This is a genomic window from Anaerococcus sp. HMSC065G05 (genome assembly GCF_001812365.1).
Classification (GTDB): Bacteria; Bacillota; Clostridia; order Tissierellales; family Peptoniphilaceae; genus Anaerococcus; species Anaerococcus vaginalis.
This window is the reverse complement of the sequence record NZ_KV808690.1, coordinates 110,523-131,559: the sequence shown is the minus strand read 5'-3', so window position 1 is coordinate 131,559 and position 21,037 is coordinate 110,523. Positions and strand designations below refer to the sequence as shown.

Genomic DNA, 21,037 nt, shown 5'->3' with positions numbered 1-21,037 from the left:
TCTTTTCAATGTTTATTAGGAAAAATTAAATTTATATATTTTTTATAGTTAATAAAAACTAGCTATCTTGATAAATGTCTGCCCTCTTTGATGGTTTTGCCAGAAAGAGGGCATTTTATGGGTAATAGCTATGAATTTTAAATACGGGCAAGTGTATTAACAAAATCAAGCTGGATAAGTGTTATATTTTTATAGTTTAAATTTTTCTAAGAATTTTAATGGTTATTTTCGCTACTGGTTGGATTTTCTTTTTTTATTTCTTCTGTTGGATTTATCTCTTTTGCTTGTTTTGTATTTGTTTGGTCTTTTTCCTTTTTGTTTTCTGGGGTATTTGACTTATCGTTGTTGTTATTTTCTTTTTTGGTATTTTCGTTTTTTTCAATATTTTCTATTTTTTTATTTTCGGTAATTTCTTTTGTTTCATTTTCTTCTTTATTTTCTTCTTCTATTGTTTCTTTTTTGATTGAAACTTTTGGTAAATCTTTTTTGTAGGTGATTTTTCCATTTTTCATTTCAAAATCTCTTGTATAGAAGTTTAGGGTTTGATCTTGTATAAATACTTGAACCATTGAATCTCCTATATTTAAAATATCTGATGAGTCTACTTTATAGTGGTTTTTCAAGAATTCTTTTATATCTTCGATTTTTATTTTTGATTTGTATTCTAGGTTTGTGTTTGGGTTTTCTATTTTGTATTTTATTGTTTTTACAACGTCTTTGGCTGTGTATGGACCAAATTTTTTATCTTTTTGCATTTGGATGATTTGTTTTATTGTTTTTGCATGATAATGGTTTTGATGATGCCAATAAAAAATATTTTCTCTTACTCCATTTGAGCCATAAACTGGAAGGTCTTCTGGTAGATTTCCAAAGTTTGTAAATTTTGATAGGTCGCCTTCAAGGTATGGAATTACTCCTTCTATTAATTCGGCTCTTATATCTTTATATTCGAAAATTTCATCGTCTGATACGGCAATATCATCGCTTTCATTTTTTTCTACTATATATTCTGCGTCTGGATAAATATGTCTTGGATTTTCTTTTACTACCCCGACTTCTTCATCGCCTCTGTACAAATGCCAGTGATCTTTGTGGTCGATTATTTTGGTAATTCCTTTTGGCCATTTTTCATCCTTATTTTCATCTTTTTTATCTTTTGGTGGCTTAACTTCGGGATTATTTTTTTCTGGTTTTTTGTTTTCTGTATGATTTTTATTTCCATATTCGCCAAAGTATGCCTTAGGGAATAAATCTTTTGGATTTGTGTAGGTTATTGCCTCTCTATTTTTTGAATCATAAACATGGTAGTGGTCATTATGAACAAGAATTTTTACTATGTAATACCTGTTTATAGTTCCCTTTCCTAAGATTGGAATTAATTTTAAATTTTTTATTTTCTCAAGTCTATCTTTTTCCTTGCTTGATGAATTTTCGTTTTTATTATTTTTATTTTTTCTATTGTTTTTCGAATTGTTTCCTGCATTTGCAAGTTTTTTATTTGTTTTGGTATTTTGATTTGAATGATTTCCAGTATATATTCCAATTTTTATGTGTGGATAAGAAGTGCTTGGATTTGAATATGAAATATATTCGTTTCCATTTGCTGTATAGATATGCCAATGGTCGCCGTGTTGTAATATTTTTACAACCTTATCTCCTGATAGTTTTTTCGAATTGTTTGTTTTGTTTTTTGCTTGACTTGTAGGATTTGTGTTATGGTTTCCTGTGTATGTTCCAATTTTTATATTTGGGAAAAGCCCTGATGGATTTTCGTATGTTAAATATTCGCCACCATCTTTTGTATAAACGTGCCAGTGATCGCCATGTTTTTTTATGGCAATAACATTTTTGTTTTTTAATTTGTTTGTATCGACTACATCTACAAGATCAACTCCTCCATCTTTTCCAAAATCTTTTGGATCTTTGTAAGAGATGTGTTCTTTGCCGTCTTTTGTAAAAATATGCCAATGGTCTCCGTGTTTTACAACTTTGACTATGTCATCTTTTTTAATTTCTGAATCGACTAAAACTTCTGTAGTATTGTCTTCTTTTATTTTTTGTTCTGTTTTTACGCTTGCTTTTTTTTCTTTTTTGTCTTGGATTTTTTCGTTATTTTTATTAAAACATGAAGTCAAAACGAAAGATGTTGCCAAAGCAAGGGCAATTATTTTTTTATTTTTCATATAATCTCCTATTTTTTTATTAAAAGTACTAAAATCAAACTAAATACCGCTATTAAAACTACAACTGAACCAGGTCTTAGGTTAAAAATATAAGAAAGCATAAGTCCTACAAATACAAAGATCAAGGAAAAAATTATGGAAAGGATTAAGCTATTTTTGTAAGATTTGCAAATTTGTATTGCCATAATTGATGGAATAACCAAAAGTGAGGAAACTATCAAAGAGCCAATTGTTTTTGCAGAAATTGCTACAGCTATCGCTGTCAAAAAACTTATTGTAAAATTTAATAGCTTAACTCTAAGGCCCAAAATTTGAGAAGAATTTGGATCAAAAAGCAAAAGGTAAAAATCATTGTAAAAATAAAAATAAATTATTAAAAAGCAAAGACTTAAACCAATTAACAAATAAAATTCTTCTTGAGAAATTGTAACAATTGAGCCAAAAAGATATGAACAAATAGCATTTGCACTTGCGGATAAATCAGCCATAATTCCAGCAATTCCAATTGATGCTGCTAGTATAATTACTGTTGAAACTTCTTGGTAATTTTTTAATTTATTTCTAATAATTTCTATAGAAAAAGCAGCAAATATACAAAAAATCATAGCCGAAAGAATTGGACTTATGCCAAATGCAAGACCTATGCTAAGACCTGCCAAAGATGAATGGGACAGAGTATCCCCAATCATCGAAAGTCTTTTTATCAGAACTAATTGACCAATACAAGGAAGGATAATAGCAATTAAAGCTCCAGCCACAAAGGCCTTTTGCATAAAATCATATTCAAAAATATTAAACATAAAAATCTCCCAAACTTTCCTTTAATTTATTTTTGTCGATTTTCCTAATTTTCTTATCAGACAAATGAAAAACTTCATCAGCAAAAATAGATGCAAGTTTATAATCGTGGCTAATCATTAAAATAGTTTTTCCATTGTTTGTTAAATTTTTCAAACGCTCATAAAAATCCCTAGAAAATTTCATATCTATAGCAGCCGTAGGCTCATCCAAAATAAGTAGCTTTGCATCTTTTATAAAAGCTAAAATCAAAGCCAGTCGTTGGATTTGTCCTCCAGACAAATCACAAAGAGCATGATTTTTGACATCAAGCAAATCAAAATCTTTCAAGAGCTTATCAATATCGTAAGATTTATTCAAAAATTTTATGTGGTTTTGAATAACTTCCTTAACATTCGTTGGAAAAAGTTTATAAGATGCAACAGAACTTTGAGAAATGTAAGCTAAATCTTTGTAGTGATTAGACTTTTCTATCGAATCAGAAAAAATTTTAATCTCACCCCTATAATCCTTTAATTGATTTAAAATTAAACGAATAAGAGTTGTTTTTCCAGCACCATTTTCACCAATTATCAAGGCGAATTTTCCTTTTTCAACCTGCATAGATAAATTTTCCAAAATATTTTCCTGTTCATAAGAAAAACTTAAATTTTTAATCTCTATTGCAAACTTACTCATAAAAAGACTCTTTCAAAGCTTCTAAATTTTTTTCCATCAATTTCAAATAACCCATTTCAGCTTCCTCTTTAGTCAAATTTTCCATAGTATATAAAGTCGACGTTTTTGTATTCGTAGATTTTGCCAAAGTTTCAGCAACTTTTGGGGTAGCCTTACCTTCAAAAAATATTGTAGAAATATCATGTTTTTTCACAAAATCAGCTATAGTTTTAAGTTGCTTAGCAGAAGGCTCATCCTCAGGAGATATTCCTGTAACTGCGACTTGTTTTAAATTATAATCATCAGCCAAATAATTAAAAGCGGCATGAGAAACAACAAAATATCTTTTATTCTCATCAACATTTTTAAGCTCATCAGCAAATTTTTTGTCTAATTGCTTGAATTTTGCAATATTTTCATCAAGATTTTTCTTGTAATAATCTTTATTTTTAGGATCAATTTCAACAACTTTTTCATAAATATCCTCAAGCTCAGTAATTGCATTTTTTATAGAAAGCCAAGTGTGAGGATTTACCTTATCCTTTGAAACTTTTCCATCCTTTGCTGAAGAAAGTAAAGTTAAATTTTTAGAAAGATCAACAAATTTTTCCTTATCATCAGAAGAATTTTTTAAATCATCAATGAAAGTTTCCATAGAAGCTCCGTTATAAATTACCAAATCAGCCTTGATAATATTTTTAATATCTTCAGTTTTTAGCTCAAAAGAATGAGGCTCTTGGCTTTTATCAATAATAGATTTGACAATAAATTTATCGCCAACAATTCTTTTTGTAAGCTCCTCCACAGGAAAAAAGCTTGTATAAATTAATTTCTTATTAGAAGAATCTTCTTTTTTTGAAATATTTTCTTTTTGACATCCCCCAAATAAAAAAATAAATCCAAAAATTAAAAAAACCGCCAATAAATTTGTTTTTTTGTGTTTCATATAATCTCCTTTCTTGCAAATGATTCGCATTATAATATTTTTAATTCTACTACAGAAAAAAATTAAATGCAAATGATTTGCAAGATAAAATTAAAGATTTTATAAATTATTTTTATTCAAAGAATTTTTTTAAGATTTGTAGAGATTATTATAAAATTTATCAAAAATATAAATTGAAAAAATTATTCATTTCGGTATTGTAAAAGTAGAAAAGAAAAGGAGAATTTATGATTTACAAAGCAGATTACGTAATACTAGAAGACAAAATTGAAAAAGATTTATTTGTAGAAGTGGAAGATGGAAAGGTAAAATCACTTTCCAAAAATGAGCCAGAAAATTTCACTTATTTGGAAGGAATTTTGGCTCCAGGACTTGTGGACACCCACATTCACGGCTACAAAAATGAGGATATAATGAATGCCAAAAAAGGAGCATTGGATATAATTTCACAAGGCTTACTTGAAACAGGTGTCACATCATTTTTGCCAACAACTCTTACAGATTCAACTGAAAGATTAAATGAAGCTGTAAAAGTTGTGGGAGAAGAATATAAGGATGTAAAGGGTGCAAAAGTTAGGGGAATATTTTTGGAAGGTCCATTTTTTACAGAAAAATATAAGGGAGCCCAAAATGAAAAATATATGTCCGATCCTGATATAGAAAAATTGAAAAAATGGAAAGAATTATCAGATGGACTTGTAAATAAAATTGCCATTGCTCCCGAAAGAGCCGGCTCACAAGAATTTATAAAAAAAGCAAATGCCATGGGAGTTTATGTTGCACTAGGTCACTCCGATGCATCTTATGATGAAGCAATAAAAGCTGTAGAAGATGGAGCAAATATTTTTGTTCACACTTTTAACGGAATGAGCGGACTTCATCACAGAAATCCTGGTATGGTAGGAGCAGCTATGAATTCAGATGCAATCTCAGAATTAATTTGCGATGGTCATCACGTAAATCCAGCAGCAGCAGAAATTTTAATAAATAAAAAAGGCTATGACAAAATTGCCCTAATAACAGATTGTATGATGGCAGGAGGAATGCCAGAAGGATCATATAAATTGGGAGAATTTCCAGTAAAAGTAGAAAATGGAACAGCAAGATTAGAATCAGGATCATTAGCAGGCTCAATTTTAAAATTAAAAGAAGCAGTTCAAAATGTAGTAAATTGGGATATAGTAGATGTATTTGAAGCAGTCCAAATGGCATCATTAGTCCCAGCAAAATCCGTAGGAATAGATAATGTATGCGGAAAAATAAAACAAGGCTACGATGCAGATTTTATATTATTAGATTACGATTTAAATTTAAAAGCAACCTATCTAAATGGGGAGAAAAAATACTCAATTTAATAAAAAAATTAATATCTCCCGCACATCATAATAAATTTTATGATATGTGGGAGATATTTTAATTGGAAAACAACAATTTTAAAGTGGATAACTTTATACTTAAATCTATAAGTTTATAACTTCTCCACTTTCGATAGATTTATGAATAGCTTCTGCAACTTGGGTTGCCTTGATACCATCTTCTAGTAAGGATCTATAATTTTTTCCATATTCTACAGTGTAAATGAAATCAATCATAGGCTCAAGACCAAAACCTGAAACCTCCTTTTTCTCAAAATTCATAAAAATATAATTAGGCAAGGATTCTTTATTTTGATCATAAGTTTTAAGTCCTCTATAGGATTCATTTTTAAAATATTGCTTTTCTGTAAGGATTATAAGTTGTCCATCATTTGATTTTGGAAAAGAATTTGGAAGAGTCCAAGAATTTTCTAAAGTCCAATTTGATCCGTCCTCAAAATTTAGAATAGCAGATATAGAATCGTAAGAATCTATATCTTTAGATTTTAAAATTTTTTTTGTTCCTCTAGCATATACTGACTTAACTTCAGAGCCTGTTATATATCTCATCAAATCTATACAATGGATTCCAACAAACCAGGTTGGGGATGATTTATCTGCCCAATTAAACCATTTAGTTGGAACATCTATTACATCATCAAGTGACATATATCCTCTAATAACTGTATCATTTTCGGCTAATATCTTATTTCTTATTGCATTGTATGCTGGATCCCATCTTTTATGAAAATCAATATAAATATTTACATTATTTTCTTTTGCTAATTTTTCAATTTCTTTTGCTTGCTCTACACTTGTAGTTACTGGTTTTTCGCAAAAAATATGTTTAACTCCAGCTTTTATTGCATCTTTTAATGGTTCAAAGTGATATGGGTCTGGAGTACAAATTGATATAGCATCAAGTTTTTCTTTTTCTATCATTTCTTTTACAGAAAGATAACCATCTAAGCCATATTTGTTTTTTGCTTTTTCCAAAGTTTTTTTATCCATGTCACATATAACTAATTTATTAATTTCTTTTAAACTTTTAAAAGTTAATATATGATATGTTCCATAAATTCCTGCTCCTACAATTCCCAAATTAATTGACATTTCTTCCTCCTAGACCAAATTGTTTTTCTTTAAGTATTGTTTGTTTATATATAAAGCCACAGCATCAATACCTAGAAGTAAAGCAATTCCTATTACTTTCATAGAAGCAAGTTTTGTAGGAATGAAGATAAATAAGTTACCTAATGCCATAGTAGTTGCTTGTTGATTTTGACTTACCAAATCTAATCCTTGATTTATAGACATTTGATTAAATAATGGCGCAGCCCAAGTGGAAATCCATAAAACTAATGGAATAAATAAAATACCTGAAACGAAAGTCCTTCTTTTGTTTGCTCTATGAACGATTGTAGCAAAACAAACATAGAAAGCTGCAAAAGGAACTTCTCCAAGTGGTAAGGTTCTATTTCCTGGAAGAACAGCTGCCAATATCATAAAAATTGGGATCATAACAACTCCAACACTCTGTGTTAAGGTGTGACCTATTGTTACAGCGGAGTCAAGACCTATGCTAAGAGTTCTTCCCTTAAAATTTTTAGCAAAAAAGGATTGAGCTTGACCAGAAATTGGCATAAGACCTTGAACGATTAAATTAACCATTGTTGGATATAATTTTAATATAGCGGCAGTTTTTATTGAAACATCCAGAATACCCTTTACATTATATTGAGCTGAAATTCCAAATATTAATCCCATCAACAGACCTAAGAATAGAGGATCTCCAAAGACTGTAGATATTAATGAAAATAATTTGTTATCTTTCTCCTCTTCAAACTCATCTTCATCTTTAAAATCAAAGAAAGGTATTTTATCGTATATTTTATCAAGTAGCATAAACAAAGGTGCTGATGCTGCCGCGAAACCATGTGGTATAGAAACACCTTCAATACCTATAACCTCTTCAGTTTTTTTGGCGTTTAGATCTGCAAAAACATATCCTAAAACTGCATGGCTTACAGCTGCAATTATAGAAAATATTGCGCTTTTTGTTAATCCATATACAAATCCTGCTGTGATACAGTAATACCAAAAATTATAAATATCGACATTTACTGTATTTGTGAATTTTCCAGCGACTAATAATATATTTACAATTACAATCACAAGTATAATTATTGCTGATAAAGAAAAACCAAATCCTGTTGCGGCTGCAGGGCCTCCGCCAATATCGATTGCTGAAAGATTTAAGTTAAATCTTTTAACAAAAGCATCAATTACAGGAGATAGAGAATCTGCTACCAAGCCTCCTACGATACTAACACCAATTAATCCTATTCCTACAGTTGCTCCAGATTTAATTGCATCGAGTAGTTTAAGACCAAAAATAAGTCCTAATAACATCATTAGTATTGGAACAAATATATATGATCCTAGATCCACTATATAGGCCAATGCATTTTGTAAAAATTCCATAATCTTCTCCTTTTATTTTATTATTTTAAAGCATCTACTATTTCTTTTTCAGTCTTATCTTGATTTATTCCTGATAAAAATGAGCTTCCTTGAACAACTTGAGTTTTGTATTTTTTTTGATCAACTTTCATTGTGGTTATAAAAAGATCTGACTTATTATCATAACCAGGTAATTCTGAAAGTCTTGTTTGAATAATATTAGCTTTAATTTTGTTCTTTTTTAAAATATCTTCAACTTTCATCCTTACCATTGTTGATGTAGCAACACCTGCACCACAAGCTATAACTACTGTTTTCATAAAATTACCTATTTAATCCCTTCTTTGTTAAAAAAATCTATTATTTCTTCCTCACTAACTAAATTCTTTAAATATTCTATTTTTTTTGAGTCTGTAAAAAGTGTAAATAGTTTTTGTAGCATTTCAATTTGGTTATTTCCACCTTTTATAAGCATCATAATAACTATCTTCACATCAACATCTTCGGACCCATCCATGTTTTCAAAACTTACTGAATTTTTTAAAGTAAGAATAGAGAGTTTTTCTTCTTTTATATGGATAGAATCAGTATGGGGAATTGCAATACCACATACTGAAGTTTTTAGTCCAGTTGGATAATTTTTTTCTCTATCTACTAGACCTTTTAAAAAACTATCTTTTACATATCCAAGATTAATTAAATTTTCGTTTAAGAACTTGAAAATCTCCATTCTATTATTAAAATTTTGTTCAGTAAATATTAAATCTTTTTCTAAAAGCATATTTACTTATACCTCACTATTCAAAAGGATGGACTATTACACCTTTTACCACTCTGTTTACTGTTCCAGATTCTGAAGGATTGTCTACATCATTGTCTATTTTTATAGCTGTTTTATAGGCGAATAATTGACCTAAAATTAAATATACAATAGACAAATAAGCATCTGGGATATTGTTTTCTATATTAAAGGATAAGTTACTTTCTTTGAACCTAGAGCTTCCTATTCCTACAAGTTTTTTAACGATTTTTTCAGACTTCATTTCATTAATAATATCTATATCGTATTTTGCTGTGTAATCGTCATTTGATATATAGTTAAAAACTATAGTTTTTTCATCTAAAAATGATTTTGGACCATGTCTAAATCCTGCTGATGAATCGTGTAAAGTTGCTATTTTTCCTGCTGTTAATTCTAAAATTTTGAGGCTTGCTTCAGTAGTCATATATGATAAAGCTCCACTTCCTAAATAGACTACTCTGTTAAAATCTTCTTTTACAATATTTTCTATAATTTCATCATAGGATAAAGATTTATTTCCAAGTTTAATTATTTCTTCTAAGATGCTTTCATTAAAGTTTTTATCAAAAATAATTAATGCAGCAAGAAGCATTGATGTAGCAGAACTTGTCATCGCAAAGCCTTTATCATTTGTTCTATCATCAAGAATTACTGCAAGGGCATTTTTTTCGTTTTTAGCATCTTTTGCTAAATTTCCGTCTTTTGAACAAGTTATAAACAAGTGTCTTATATCAGATATAAGTTGATTTGCAAGATTGACGCTTGCAAGCGATTCAGGTGAATTCCCACTTCTTGCAAAATTTACTAAAAGTGTGGGCTCATCAATCAAATAGTCTTTAGGATTTGACATTATTGATGGAGATGGATATGAATAAAATTCAAATTTTCCATAGCTTGTTTTGTTTAAATAATTTGCTATTACATCACCTATATAGTTTGATGTTCCTCCACCTGTAAAAATAACTCTTACTTTTTTTTCTGAAAAATTTATAAAGTTATAAATTTTTTCTTTTTGTTCTTTAATGATTTCAAAAGTTTTTTTCCACATTTCTGGTTGTTGATAAATTTCTTTTAATGTAACATATTCTCTAGACATATTATTCCTTTCTTAAAACTAAATTTTAAACCGCGGATATCGTTTTTAACAAAAAATAAGTTTATTAATTGTTTAAATATATGATATTATAAATATTTATAATTGTCGTTGTAAAACATTTCCATAAGTGAAGGCTGCTTGTAAACTTTATCTGTATATTCAATTAATTTAGCTAATGCTATAATTTATTTAAAGAAGTAGAGATTATAAAATTTTGAGGTGGTTATGTGAGAGAAAGTAGAATAAAAAAAATATTTGAAATTCTAACCGAAGATTTTAAACCATATACTGCCAAAGATTTGGCAACGTTGATAGATTATAGCTCAAAAACAATTAGGGATGATATTAAGCAACTTAATAATTTACTTTTTGATAATGGAGCATATATTGAATCAAAATCTGGAGTTGGATATAAATTTGTAATAAATGATAAAGAAAAATTTTCTATTTTTATCCAAGATATATGGCCGAAATATGCTATAGAAGATGAAATGAATTCACAAGACTATAGAATAAACTATATTGCAGTTAAATTAATAATGAAATATGACTATATTAAATCAGATGACTTTTTAGATGAACTTTATATAAGCAAATCACAGCTTAATATGGACCTTAAAATTTTAAAAGAAAAATTATCTGCTTACAGATTGAAAATAGTTTCTAAACCTCATTATGGAATGAAAATCATAGGATCAGAAATAAATATTAGAAAATTTTTGGCTAATAACATTGATGGTCTTATATCAAAAGAGGATTACGAAACTTTATCTAAAATCACAGATTTTTCAATTGATACAATTCATTCTATTGAAAGTATGGTTTTCAAAACTTTTAAAAAATATAACTTTGTTACTAATCTTGTAAAATATAATAATTTTCTAATTTATTTGATTATAAGTTTATATAGAGTTAGTGAAAAAAGAGAGATTGAAGATATAGATAATAACAATATAAAATCTAAAAACAAGGAAATTAGTAAAGTTAGCTTAGAAATTTATAATGAGATTTGTAGGCTTTATAAGATAAAATTCAATGAAGCTGAACTGTTTTATATAGATATAAATTTATCAACAAATACAGATTCTATAAATACCAATGATTTAAAATTAGAAAAATTAATAGATTATATTCTAGAAAAAATAAAAATAGCTATGAATATTAATTTAGTTGATAATGTAAATTTAAAGTCATCGCTAAATGCACATTTAGGGCCTATGATTGAAAGAGGAAAAATCGGTATAAAACTTAAAAATCCGCTATTAGAAGATATAAAAAAAGATCATATTGCTTTGGAATGTGCAAAAATTAGTAAATATTATATTCAAAAAAAATACAAAATAAATATAGATGAAGATGAGTTAGGATATATTGCCTTGCATTTTAGTGCGGCTATTGCTGAAAAGAGGGAGAATTTAAATAAAAAGAATGTTCTTTTGGTTTGTGCTAGTGGCAAAGCTACAGCAAAAGTTTTAAAATATAGATTTTTACACGAATTTTCCAAATATATAAATATTCTAGATACTAGCGATTACCTGAAATTAAAAGAAATTAATATAAAAAAATATAATTTAATAGTAACAACTATTCCTTTGGATTTATATACAGATATTCCAGTTGTAGAAGTAAGTGCATACCTATATAAAAAAGATATTAGCCAAATATTAAGGATACTGAAAAATAAAAATATTTTTGATAACATTAAATGTTTATTTGATAGAGAATTATTTTTTAATATTAAAGAAAATTGTAACCACAAAGATATATTAGATTTTTTATCGAAAAAAGTGAATAAAAGAACGGGGATCAATTCCAAAATTTATTATAAAGAATTAATAGATAGAGAAGAATTAGCCTCTACATGTTTTGAAAATAAAGTTGCAATCCCTCATCCTCTCAATTCAGTATGCAATGAAAATTTTATATCTGTACTTATAAATAAAAATTCTATAAAATGGAAAAATCAAAAAGTTAATATTGTTATTTTAATAAACATAAATGAATTAATAGACAATGAAATAGTAGAAAACTTTTATAAGATTTTAAGCGAATATTTAACAAATAATGATAAAATATTAAAATCAATGCAAGCTGAAAATCTAGAGGAGTTTCTAAAAGAATTTTTAAATTAATAATTTGTATAACAAAAACAGAATAGTATCAATAAGATAATCCTCTTTAAGAGTAATTTCCTACAAACAAAACAGGTGTTAGCAAAATAAAATGCTAACACCTGTTTTTTTGAAAATATTTTAATAAATTTATGAGCTTATTAAAATTTTAATACAATATTATAACTAGGTTTTAAATTATTAATTAAAGTTGATGTAATTTTTATATTCCATCTTCAAAATTATCGTCTTCAATTTCGTTTTCGTTTTTGTATTGTATTACTGATTCTCTTCCAATATTAATTATTTCTTCAACGCTATCATCAAGATTTCCAGAAGAATTTAAAGCTTGATAAAGGCTTGCAAAATTTAAACCGGCTATAACTCTTACGTTTGGAAGATCTCCCAAAGTCATTACAGCTCTATTAAATGGAGTTCCTCCTGCAAGATCGGCAAGGACTATAACATTCTCATAATCTTTTAATGATTTGTAATTTTCTTTTAATTTTTGGTCAAATTCATCAAGATTATCATTTTCTTTAAATTCTTGTATTTTTAAATTTTCAAATTCTCCTGCAATCATCTTAACAGCGGAATAAACTCCGCTGGCAAGAGATGCATGACTTGTTGCTATAACTGCATTAGCCATTAAAATACTCCAATATAGGCACCAGCTACACCGAGGATTAATAAGAAGGCAATACATTTAATTGGAGTCCATTTTTTCTTTGTCAATAAGAAAAATAGCAACAAAGTTATAGCTAGAGGTACAAGATCTGGAATTATTCCATCTAAAACTTCTTGAATTTTAACTTTAACAGGTTGTTCTTCGTAAGTGTTAAATTCGATTTCAGATTTTCCGTTTCCTAAATCTCTTATAACTGCTCCATCGTTTAATTCTTTTTTATCTTTGTCTTTATATAATAATTCGTCATATTCTGATAACTCATCGTTATTAACAACTGTATCTACTAGAACAGGTGCATTTGTTGTACCATTATCTACTTCAAGTGCTATTGATGTATCTCCATATACGCTTACTAAAGCTCCTACAACCAATACTCCAAGAATTGATGCTGCTCTAGTAAATTCTTTTGCGTTTTGCGTCAAAACATCAATGGCAGATTCGCCCATCCTATATGACCAATTCATCAACCAAAATCTTATAGCAAATTGGCATATATTAAATACTACAAAGAAAAGTATAGGACCTGCAATTGAGCCCTGCAAGGCCATGTTTGAAGAAATACCTGCAACGATTGGTACAAGGGTAAACCAGAATAAGGCATCTCCTATTCCTCCCAAAGGTCCCATGGCTGCAACTCTTACGGCTCTTATTGTAGGGATTTCAACTTTATTTTCTTCTAATGAAAGGATAATTCCCATAACAAATGTTATAAGGAAAGGATGTGTGTTAAAAAATTCTAGGTTGTGAGCCATTGATTTAGAAAGATCATCCTTATTTGTGTGAATTTTTTCAAGACCTGGCAAGATTGAATATAACCATCCACCAGCTTGCATTCTTTCGTAGTTAAATGATGCTTGAAGAAATAATGATCTCCATACCATCTTATTTAATGTTTTTTGATCTAGTTTTTGACTAGGGTTGGTATCTTTATAAGAATTCATATCATTATATTCCATCTTCTTCTCCTCCTTCAAAATTTGAAGCTGCACTTACATTTTTTAATCCTACATGAACTTGGTAATCCCAGAAAGCAAGTGCAAATCCTATTAATGAAATTATTAATAGAGCTGAACCAGATAGGGATTCGTTAGCCATTACAATAACTGCAAGGGCAAATCCGATAAAGAAAAATCCCCAAAGATCTCTTGAAACCATAAGTCTTAATAAAACTGCAAAACCTACAAATTTCATCATACCACCAGCAACTCCAAGACCGTGCATTAGAGTTTCTGGAATCATAGCTGCAAGTTTAGCACCGAATGAAGATCCTGCTATAAAGAATAAAACTACTATAATACCAAAAATGCTTCCCAAAAGAATCATTGCGAAATAATTGATTTTTTCAATTCCTTTAGGGTCTGCATCTTTTGCATATTGATCAGCTTTTGCCATAACTGGACTCATCAAAGTAAATATAATTGTAACACCGTATTGACCTAAAAGTGCAAAAGGAATTGCTGCAGCTACAGCTGCATTAGGTTCAAGACCTGATGTTACGGCAAAAATAACAGAAACTATTCCGCCTATAACTGCATTTGGAGGTTGAGCTCCACCTACAGGCATATTTCCTATTGTCATTAATTGATAAGTTGCCCCAACTATAAGTCCTGTGTGCATATCTCCCAAGATAGCTCCTATAACAGGACCTGTAATTATAGGTTGATATAATGATTCTAGGAAAGAGAATTGGTCAATAGCTACTACAAAAGTAACTAGAAAAATTAAAATTATTTGTAATATATTAAAGTTCATACAATCCTCCTAGATATTTTATGAAAATAATTTATTAATGTCTTCTGCTGATTCAGTAGGTACCTTTCTAATTTCTAGATTGACACCTTTTTCTTTAAGTTTTTTAAAAGCCTCAACGTCGTTGTCGTCAACAGCAACAACTCCTGCAACTTGTCTTTTGCCTTCAGCCATGTGCATATTTCCTATATTAAGATCTTTAATAGGAACACCGCCTTCAACAAGTGTTAGAACGTCTTTTGGGCTTTCACATATTATGAAAATTTTTTGCCTATCAGCAGCCTTGTGTATAGTATCAATTGTCTTTTGAAGAGTCCAAAACCTAGTAGCAACACCATTAGGAGCAGCCATAGTCATAAGATTTTGTCTCATTTTATTATTTGCTACATCATCATTTGCAACAAGAATAAGATTTGCGCCAATAACCTTTGTCCATTGAGTAGCAACTTGTCCGTGTAATAGTCTATTGTCTATTCTAGTTAGAACAATATTAGGCATAATAAAACTTCCTTTCAAATTAATTTAGTATTTCACTAATAGAGTAACGGCTAACTTTAATTTCAACATCCTTGGCAATTTTGATGATAGCATAATCTTCTTTCAAAGAAACAATTTTTCCATAAATACCATCAGTCAACATAACTTCCTTGCCAGGTTTAAGATTTTTGTGTAAGCTTTCAAAATATTTCTTTTTCTTTTTTAGATTTCTGTGGCTTAATATTTGACTAATTAGTACAAAAATAGCTATAAAAATCAATAAAACCAAGGATGTCCTTGCTATTTCACCTAACATAATCCTCCTTTCTTAAATTATCGAAATAATTTTAAAAATTTTTAGAAACATTTTCCCAAATTTTAAAAAAATTATTCTCTAAATTTGAAATATAATTGCCAAAATTTTAAAGTGAGAAAAATTTTATAAAAATAGGATATTTTCTAGAAAACCAGAAAAATAAAATCAAAATATTTATCTGGTAATTACCATTATTTTATATAAAATTAATTGATATGTCAAGAATTAATTAAAAAAATAATTTTAAAAGCTCATTTAAGCATAAAAAAGTCAAAGCAAACTAATAAAAAAACAAATTACAATAATAAAAATTCAATCAAAAATTATTCTTGCAAGAAAAATAAATTTTGCAAAGTAAAGAAAACGATACATTAAAAAAAAAGAAATTATAAAAAATTTTAAAGCTTAGAAAATTTTAATTTGAGATTTTTAAAATTAAAAATTATTTTTAAATCCTGAATTTAAATTTATTTCCTTGACCTTGGTCTTTATTTTATATATACTAATATTAGCAATGGTAGTTACCAATGAAAAACTTTTAAAAAGGATGGTATCATATGAGAGAAGTTTTTTTGGGGATTGATGGCGGTGGAACAAAGACGGCTTTTGTTCTTGAAGTTAATAAAAAATTATATGAGCACAATGAAAAAACTATTCACTTAAAGCAAATTTCTAGAGATGAATTTTTTAAAAGATTAAAAAATGGAATTGAAATTTTAGTTAAAAAGGCTGGAATAGAAATTTCTGATATTGATTTTACTTTTTTGGCTATGCCGGGCTTTGGGCAATTTAAGGAAGATGAATCTTTTATTCTTGAAAGTCTTGAAAAAATTTTGGGATCTAAAAATTTCAAAGTTGGAAATGATTGTTTAAATGGTTGGGCAGGCTCTTTGAATGCGAATGCTGGTATTAATTTGGTTCTTGGAACTGGCTCAATTGGTTTTGGTGTTGATAATAATGGAAATAGTATGATGTGTGGAGGCTGGGGACCTTTGCTTGGAGATGAGGCTAGTGGGTATTATATTGGTCTTAAAATTTTAAATATTTTTACAAAAATTTCTGATGGTAGATATGAAAAAAGTCCGATTTATGATCTATTGAAAAAGGAATTGGAAATCTCTGATGATTTTGAAATAATTACTTTGGCAAATAATATGCAAAGGGACGAGCTTGCAAGTCTTTCAAAAATTTTTTCTAAGGCAATTGATGAAAATGATCCTCATGCCTTAAATCTTTTGGATAATGTTGCAAAAGATGCTAGCCTTGTTATAAATACTCTTATCAAAAAACTGGATTTTAAAGGTGCTGTTAAGGTTTCATATTCTGGTGGCGTTTTTAATTTGGGTCAAAGATTGCTTGATAAGATTGAAGAATATGCTGATGATAGGGTGGAGATTGTAGAGCCTTTTGCAAATCCTTCTATTGGTTCTTTGATTTTGGCAAAGAAATTTTATGAAAAAGGAGAGATGATTTGATTTTAAGTATAACGGCAAATCCTTCTGTTGATATTTCATATAATATTGAAAATCTCAAAATTGATGATGTTAATAGGGTAGAGCTTGTAAATAAAGATGCAGGTGGCAAGGGCATTCATGTTTCTTATGTTTTGAATGAATTGGGAGAAAAGGTAATAAATTCTGGTTTTGTTGGCGGAAAACTTGGGGAATTTATTGAAAAAAGGCTTGATGAAAGAAAAATATCCCATGATTTTATTAAGCTTGATGATGAAACTAGAAATTGTATTGCAATAATTCATGATAATAAGCAAACGGAAATTCTAGAAAAAGGTCCAAAGATTGGCTTGGAAAAGGAAAAAGAATTTTTGGCTCATCTTGAAAAATTATCAAAAAATATTGAAATAATAAATATATCAGGTTCTTTGCCAAAAGGTCTTGATGCAAGTTTTTATCAAAAAATTATAAAATTTGCAAAAGAAAATAAAATATTTGTATCACTTGATACATCTGGAAATACTTTGAAAGAAATTGTTAAAGGCGAAATTAAGCCTGATTTGATAAAACCAAATGAAACAGAAATAAAAGATATTATTGAAAAAGAATTTCCAGAAAATGAAGAGGAAATAAGAAAAATATTTGAAAAAGCTCCCCTTAAAGATATTCCTTATGTAATTGTTTCTCAAGGAAAAGATGGTGCTTTATTTAAAATAAAAAATAAAATCTACAAGGCTAAAGTTCCAAAGGTTAAAGCTATAAATCCTGTTGGAAGTGGCGATTCGACCTTGGCTGGAGCTTTATCTGCAATTTTTAATAAGGAAGATGATGAAGATTTTATAAAAAAATCAATGACTTGTGGACTTTTAAATGTTCTAAATGAGGAAATTGCCCACATAAATATAAATGATTTTGATAAATACAAAGAAAAAATAGAAATTAAGGAGTTAATATGAAAATTTCAAAAGAAAAATTAGAAAATCTAGAAAAATTAGCAAATGAAGATGGAGTAATAGCAGCTCTTGCCATAGACCAAAGAGGTTCTATGGAAAAAATGATGAAAAAAGCAAACGAATCATTGAATAATGTTGAAGGAATTTCTGAATTTAAAAGACAAGTTTCAAAAGAACTTACACCTTTTTCATCATCAATTTTGTTAGATCCAATTTATGGAAAAACTGCTATTGATGCAAAAGATGAAAATGCGGGCTTAATTATAAGCTACGAGCAAACTGGATATGATGAATATGAAGTAGGCAGACTTCCTAAATTAATTGATTTTATGTCAGGACTTAGGGCAAAAGAAATGGGAGCAAACGCTCTAAAAGTTCTTTTGTATTATGATGTTGACGAAGATGAAAAAATAAATGATGTGAAAAAAGCTTGGGTTGAAAGAGTTGGTTATGAGGCAGAAGGCTTAGGACTTCCATATTTTTTGGAAATTGTAACTTATGATTATACACTTGATAGCGAAAAAGATGAAAATTATGCAAAAGTTAGACCAAAAAAAGTAATTGAAGCTATGAAAGAATTTGATAATCCTAAGTATAAGGTTGATGTTTTGAAAGTAGAAACACCAGTTAATATGAATTTTGTAGAAGGCTATGGAGAAAATTTTGTTTATAGCAAAGACCAAGCTAAGAAATTTTTCAAAGACCAAGCTGATACGACAAGTATTCCATTTATATTTTTATCAGGTGGAGTAAGTGCAGAACTTTTCAAAGAAACTTTGGTTTTTGCCAAAGAAGCAGGATCAAATTTCAATGGAGTTTTGTGTGGAAGAGCTACATGGAAAGATTGCGTTGATATATATGCAAAAGATACAGAAAAATCAAAACAATGGCTTAAAGAACAAGGAAAAGAAAATATTCAAAGCTTAAATGAAGTTTTGAAAGAAACAGCTGTTTCAATATTTGAAAAAATTGAAAAATAAAAAAATTTAAAAAACAAATTAAGATAATTATTAATAAAACAAGCAAATTGGTCTTGAATAAAGTACCAGAGAAGATATAATATTATTTATATGATGGTTACTACCAATGAAGGAGGGCGTAATGCTTTTAGATGAAAGTAAGTTGGAAGAAAAAGATTTTAAATACACTTACACAGAAATTTTAAATCAAGCAGATACATGGCTTGAAGTTTATGATTTATACGAAAAAAGAAAAAATGATATAGAAAATTTTTTAAAAAAAGTTGGTAAAGATTGCAAGGTTATTTTTACAGGTGCAGGAACAAGTGAATACGTGGGAAACATTGCCCTTGATTATTTAAAAACTCATGGAGAATTTGAATTTGAATCAGTTGCTACAACAGATTTGGTTTCAGCTCCTTACCTACATTTTGAAAAAAATCAAAAAACACTTTTGGTTTCTTTTGCAAGAAGTGGAAATTCCCCAGAATCTCTTGCAGCTGTAAAACTTGGCAAAGAAATCGTAGATGATTTTTATAATTTGCCTATAACTTGCGCAAAAGAAGGAAAACTTGCTCAAGCTTTGAAAGATGATGAAAATTCTTATGTATTTTTAGAACCAGAAATAACAAATGATAAAGGATTTGCTATGACAAATTCATTTTCATCAATGTTGCTTGCGACTTTATTAATTTTTGATACAAAAACACAAAATAAAAAAGAAATCGTAGAAAAAATTTCAAAACTTGGAAAAGAAATTTATAATAATTTGGAAGAAATTGAAAATTTAGTAAATTTTGATTTTAATAGGGTTGTATATCTTGGCTCAGGTCCTTTGGGAAAATTAACAAAAGAAGCAAGATTAAAAATTCTAGAATTAACAGCTGGAGAAGTTGCAACAATTTGGGAATCATCAATGGGATTTAGGCATGGCCCAAAATCATTTGTTGATGAAAATACCCTTGTAATTTCTTTTGTTTCATCAAATCCTTACACAAGATTATATGATTTAGATATTTTAGATGAAATAGCAAATGATAAAATAGCAAAAAAAATAATAGGAATTTCAAATTCAAAATTAGATAGGGATTATGAATTGATATTTGAAGAAGATGGATTAGATGATGTATATCTTTGCCTTGCCTATATAATTATTGGACAAATAATTGCCTTAGTAACTAGCCTTAGAGTAGGAAATACTCCAGACAATCCATCAAGAACACACACAGTAAACAGGGTTGTAAAGGGAGTTACAATCCACGATTATAAATAAAGGAGTAAAAATAAATGTCAGCTCTTTACTCAAAACTCATAGATGAGTTGATCACAAAAATTTCCTTTATGGAAAAAGGAGACAAGCTCCCATCAGAAAGGCAACTTTGTAAAGACTACAATGTATCAAGAACAACTGTAAGAAATGCAGTTGGCTCTTTGGTAAATTCTGGTATGCTTTATCAAATTCAAGGCAAGGGAACTTTTGTTAGAGAACAAAATAGGCAAAATCTTTCAAATTATTATTCTTTTACCGAACAAACAAAAAGAAATGGCAAAAAGCCAAAATCAATCGTTATAAATTTTGAAATAAAAGAAGCAAATAGCGAGCTAAAAAAATTGTTAAAATTGGAAAAAGATGACAAGATAATTCAATTTGATAGGCTTAGGCTTGCTGATGACATAGCAATGATGTATGAAACAACAATTATTCCTTACAAGAAATTTTCAAAAATAAATAAACAATTATTATCAAAAAAAGCCCTTTATGATATATTTGATGAATTATTTAATACAAAAATTTACCAAGTTAAGGAAAGTTTTTCAGTATCAAGTGTAGAAAATGAAAAGGCAAAAGCTTTAAATATAAAAAGCCAAAGTCCTTGTTTAAAAATTCAAAGAGAAAGTTTCGATATAGAAAATATAATGATAGAATATACAATTTCTTATGCGAGAGCAGATAAATTTTATTATGAAACATCTTATAATCCCCAATCATTAATTAAGTAGGTCAAAATGACCTGCTTTTTTATTTTCTAAAA

General features: G+C 28.6%; 21 protein-coding genes. 7 read left to right on the top strand and 14 right to left on the bottom strand.

Annotated elements, in window-relative coordinates:
* Positions 1 to 215: 215 nt before the first annotated feature.
* The 4 genes from HMPREF2852_RS02705 to HMPREF2852_RS02690 are packed head-to-tail and all read right to left on the bottom strand — an operon-like array spanning position 216 to position 4,584.
* A complete protein-coding gene (locus HMPREF2852_RS02705) occupies positions 216 to 2,183 on the bottom strand; it encodes a hypothetical protein (protein WP_070605835.1) in 1,968 nt (655 codons plus the stop codon).
* An 8-nt stretch (positions 2,184 to 2,191) separates the two neighbouring features.
* Positions 2,192 to 2,983, bottom strand: coding sequence for a metal ABC transporter permease (locus tag HMPREF2852_RS02700; protein ID WP_070605834.1), 792 nt, complete (start codon positions 2,981 to 2,983; stop codon positions 2,192 to 2,194).
* A complete protein-coding gene (locus HMPREF2852_RS02695; RefSeq protein WP_070605833.1) occupies positions 2,976 to 3,659 on the bottom strand; it encodes a metal ABC transporter ATP-binding protein in 684 nt (227 codons plus the stop codon). The genes HMPREF2852_RS02700 and HMPREF2852_RS02695 overlap by 8 nt, the downstream gene beginning before the upstream one ends.
* Positions 3,652 to 4,584, bottom strand: a complete 933-nt coding sequence (locus HMPREF2852_RS02690; RefSeq protein WP_070605832.1) for a metal ABC transporter solute-binding protein, Zn/Mn family — start codon at positions 4,582 to 4,584, stop codon at positions 3,652 to 3,654. Before HMPREF2852_RS02690 ends, HMPREF2852_RS02695 begins: the two co-directional genes overlap by 8 nt.
* Positions 4,585 to 4,811: 227 nt before the next feature.
* Between HMPREF2852_RS02690 and nagA the strand changes: the two genes are divergently transcribed.
* Complete coding sequence (gene nagA, locus HMPREF2852_RS02685; protein WP_070605831.1) at positions 4,812 to 5,939, top strand: N-acetylglucosamine-6-phosphate deacetylase; 1,128 nt, start codon at positions 4,812 to 4,814, stop codon at positions 5,937 to 5,939.
* A gap of 105 nt (positions 5,940 to 6,044) precedes the next feature.
* On the opposite strand, the gene HMPREF2852_RS02680 is transcribed toward nagA, so the two are convergent.
* From HMPREF2852_RS02680 to HMPREF2852_RS02660, 5 genes are read right to left on the bottom strand one after another with little or no spacing between them, the layout of a single operon-like run.
* The gene (locus HMPREF2852_RS02680; RefSeq protein ID WP_070605830.1) at positions 6,045 to 7,052 is read right to left on the bottom strand and encodes a Gfo/Idh/MocA family protein; all 1,008 of its coding nucleotides are present in this window, start codon (positions 7,050 to 7,052) and stop codon (positions 6,045 to 6,047) included.
* Between the two features lie 9 nt (positions 7,053 to 7,061).
* Positions 7,062 to 8,423 (bottom strand): PTS transporter subunit IIC, encoded by a 1,362-nt coding sequence (locus tag HMPREF2852_RS02675; protein WP_070605829.1) that lies wholly within the window; start codon positions 8,421 to 8,423, stop codon positions 7,062 to 7,064.
* Between the two features lie 20 nt (positions 8,424 to 8,443).
* Positions 8,444 to 8,722 (bottom strand): PTS sugar transporter subunit IIB, encoded by a 279-nt coding sequence (locus tag HMPREF2852_RS02670; protein ID WP_070605828.1) that lies wholly within the window; start codon positions 8,720 to 8,722, stop codon positions 8,444 to 8,446.
* 8 nt (positions 8,723 to 8,730) lie between these two features.
* Positions 8,731 to 9,183: a PTS sugar transporter subunit IIA gene (locus HMPREF2852_RS02665; RefSeq protein WP_070605827.1), complete on the bottom strand. Its 453-nt coding sequence runs from the start codon at positions 9,181 to 9,183 to the stop codon at positions 8,731 to 8,733.
* A gap of 16 nt (positions 9,184 to 9,199) precedes the next feature.
* Positions 9,200 to 10,300, bottom strand: coding sequence for an SIS domain-containing protein (locus tag HMPREF2852_RS02660; RefSeq protein ID WP_070605826.1), 1,101 nt, complete (start codon positions 10,298 to 10,300; stop codon positions 9,200 to 9,202).
* 227 nt (positions 10,301 to 10,527) lie between these two features.
* Here HMPREF2852_RS02660 and HMPREF2852_RS02655 point away from each other — a divergent pair, with 227 nt between their 5' ends.
* A complete protein-coding gene (locus tag HMPREF2852_RS02655) occupies positions 10,528 to 12,432 on the top strand; it encodes a BglG family transcription antiterminator (RefSeq protein ID WP_070605825.1) in 1,905 nt (634 codons plus the stop codon).
* Positions 12,433 to 12,634: 202 nt separating this feature from the next.
* Here HMPREF2852_RS02655 and HMPREF2852_RS02650 read toward each other — a convergent pair whose 3' ends face one another.
* The 5 genes from HMPREF2852_RS02650 to yajC are packed head-to-tail and all read right to left on the bottom strand — an operon-like array spanning position 12,635 to position 15,641.
* On the bottom strand, positions 12,635 to 13,060 hold the full coding sequence (locus HMPREF2852_RS02650) for a PTS sugar transporter subunit IIA (RefSeq protein WP_070605824.1): 426 nt from the start codon (positions 13,058 to 13,060) through the stop codon (positions 12,635 to 12,637).
* A complete protein-coding gene (locus HMPREF2852_RS02645; protein ID WP_019118794.1) occupies positions 13,060 to 14,055 on the bottom strand; it encodes a PTS system mannose/fructose/sorbose family transporter subunit IID in 996 nt (331 codons plus the stop codon). The genes HMPREF2852_RS02650 and HMPREF2852_RS02645 overlap by 1 nt, the downstream gene beginning before the upstream one ends.
* Positions 14,045 to 14,851: a PTS mannose/fructose/sorbose/N-acetylgalactosamine transporter subunit IIC gene (locus HMPREF2852_RS02640; protein ID WP_070605823.1), complete on the bottom strand. Its 807-nt coding sequence runs from the start codon at positions 14,849 to 14,851 to the stop codon at positions 14,045 to 14,047. Before HMPREF2852_RS02640 ends, HMPREF2852_RS02645 begins: the two co-directional genes overlap by 11 nt.
* Before the next feature lie 18 nt (positions 14,852 to 14,869).
* Positions 14,870 to 15,346 (bottom strand): PTS N-acetylgalactosamine transporter subunit IIB, encoded by a 477-nt coding sequence (gene agaV / locus HMPREF2852_RS02635; RefSeq protein WP_004839538.1) that lies wholly within the window; start codon positions 15,344 to 15,346, stop codon positions 14,870 to 14,872.
* 19 nt (positions 15,347 to 15,365) lie between these two features.
* Entirely contained in the window at positions 15,366 to 15,641 is a 276-nt protein-coding gene (yajC, locus tag HMPREF2852_RS02630) for a preprotein translocase subunit YajC (protein WP_004839537.1), read from the bottom strand.
* A gap of 557 nt (positions 15,642 to 16,198) precedes the next feature.
* On the opposite strand from yajC, the gene HMPREF2852_RS02625 reads away from it, so the two are divergent.
* The 5 genes from HMPREF2852_RS02625 to HMPREF2852_RS02605 all read left to right on the top strand — a co-directional run bounded on the left by HMPREF2852_RS02625 (position 16,199) and on the right by HMPREF2852_RS02605 (position 21,005).
* Positions 16,199 to 17,116 (top strand): N-acetylglucosamine kinase, encoded by a 918-nt coding sequence (locus HMPREF2852_RS02625; protein ID WP_070605822.1) that lies wholly within the window; start codon positions 16,199 to 16,201, stop codon positions 17,114 to 17,116.
* Positions 17,113 to 18,048, top strand: coding sequence for a hexose kinase (locus tag HMPREF2852_RS02620; protein ID WP_070605821.1), 936 nt, complete (start codon positions 17,113 to 17,115; stop codon positions 18,046 to 18,048). Before HMPREF2852_RS02625 ends, HMPREF2852_RS02620 begins: the two co-directional genes overlap by 4 nt.
* Positions 18,045 to 19,025, top strand: a complete 981-nt coding sequence (locus tag HMPREF2852_RS02615; RefSeq protein WP_070605820.1) for a tagatose 1,6-diphosphate aldolase — start codon at positions 18,045 to 18,047, stop codon at positions 19,023 to 19,025. Before HMPREF2852_RS02620 ends, HMPREF2852_RS02615 begins: the two co-directional genes overlap by 4 nt.
* 121 nt (positions 19,026 to 19,146) lie before the next feature.
* Entirely contained in the window at positions 19,147 to 20,277 is a 1,131-nt protein-coding gene (locus tag HMPREF2852_RS02610; protein WP_070605819.1) for an SIS domain-containing protein, read from the top strand.
* A gap of 14 nt (positions 20,278 to 20,291) precedes the next feature.
* Positions 20,292 to 21,005, top strand: coding sequence for a GntR family transcriptional regulator (locus HMPREF2852_RS02605; RefSeq protein WP_070605818.1), 714 nt, complete (start codon positions 20,292 to 20,294; stop codon positions 21,003 to 21,005).
* Positions 21,006 to 21,037 lie beyond the last annotated feature (32 nt).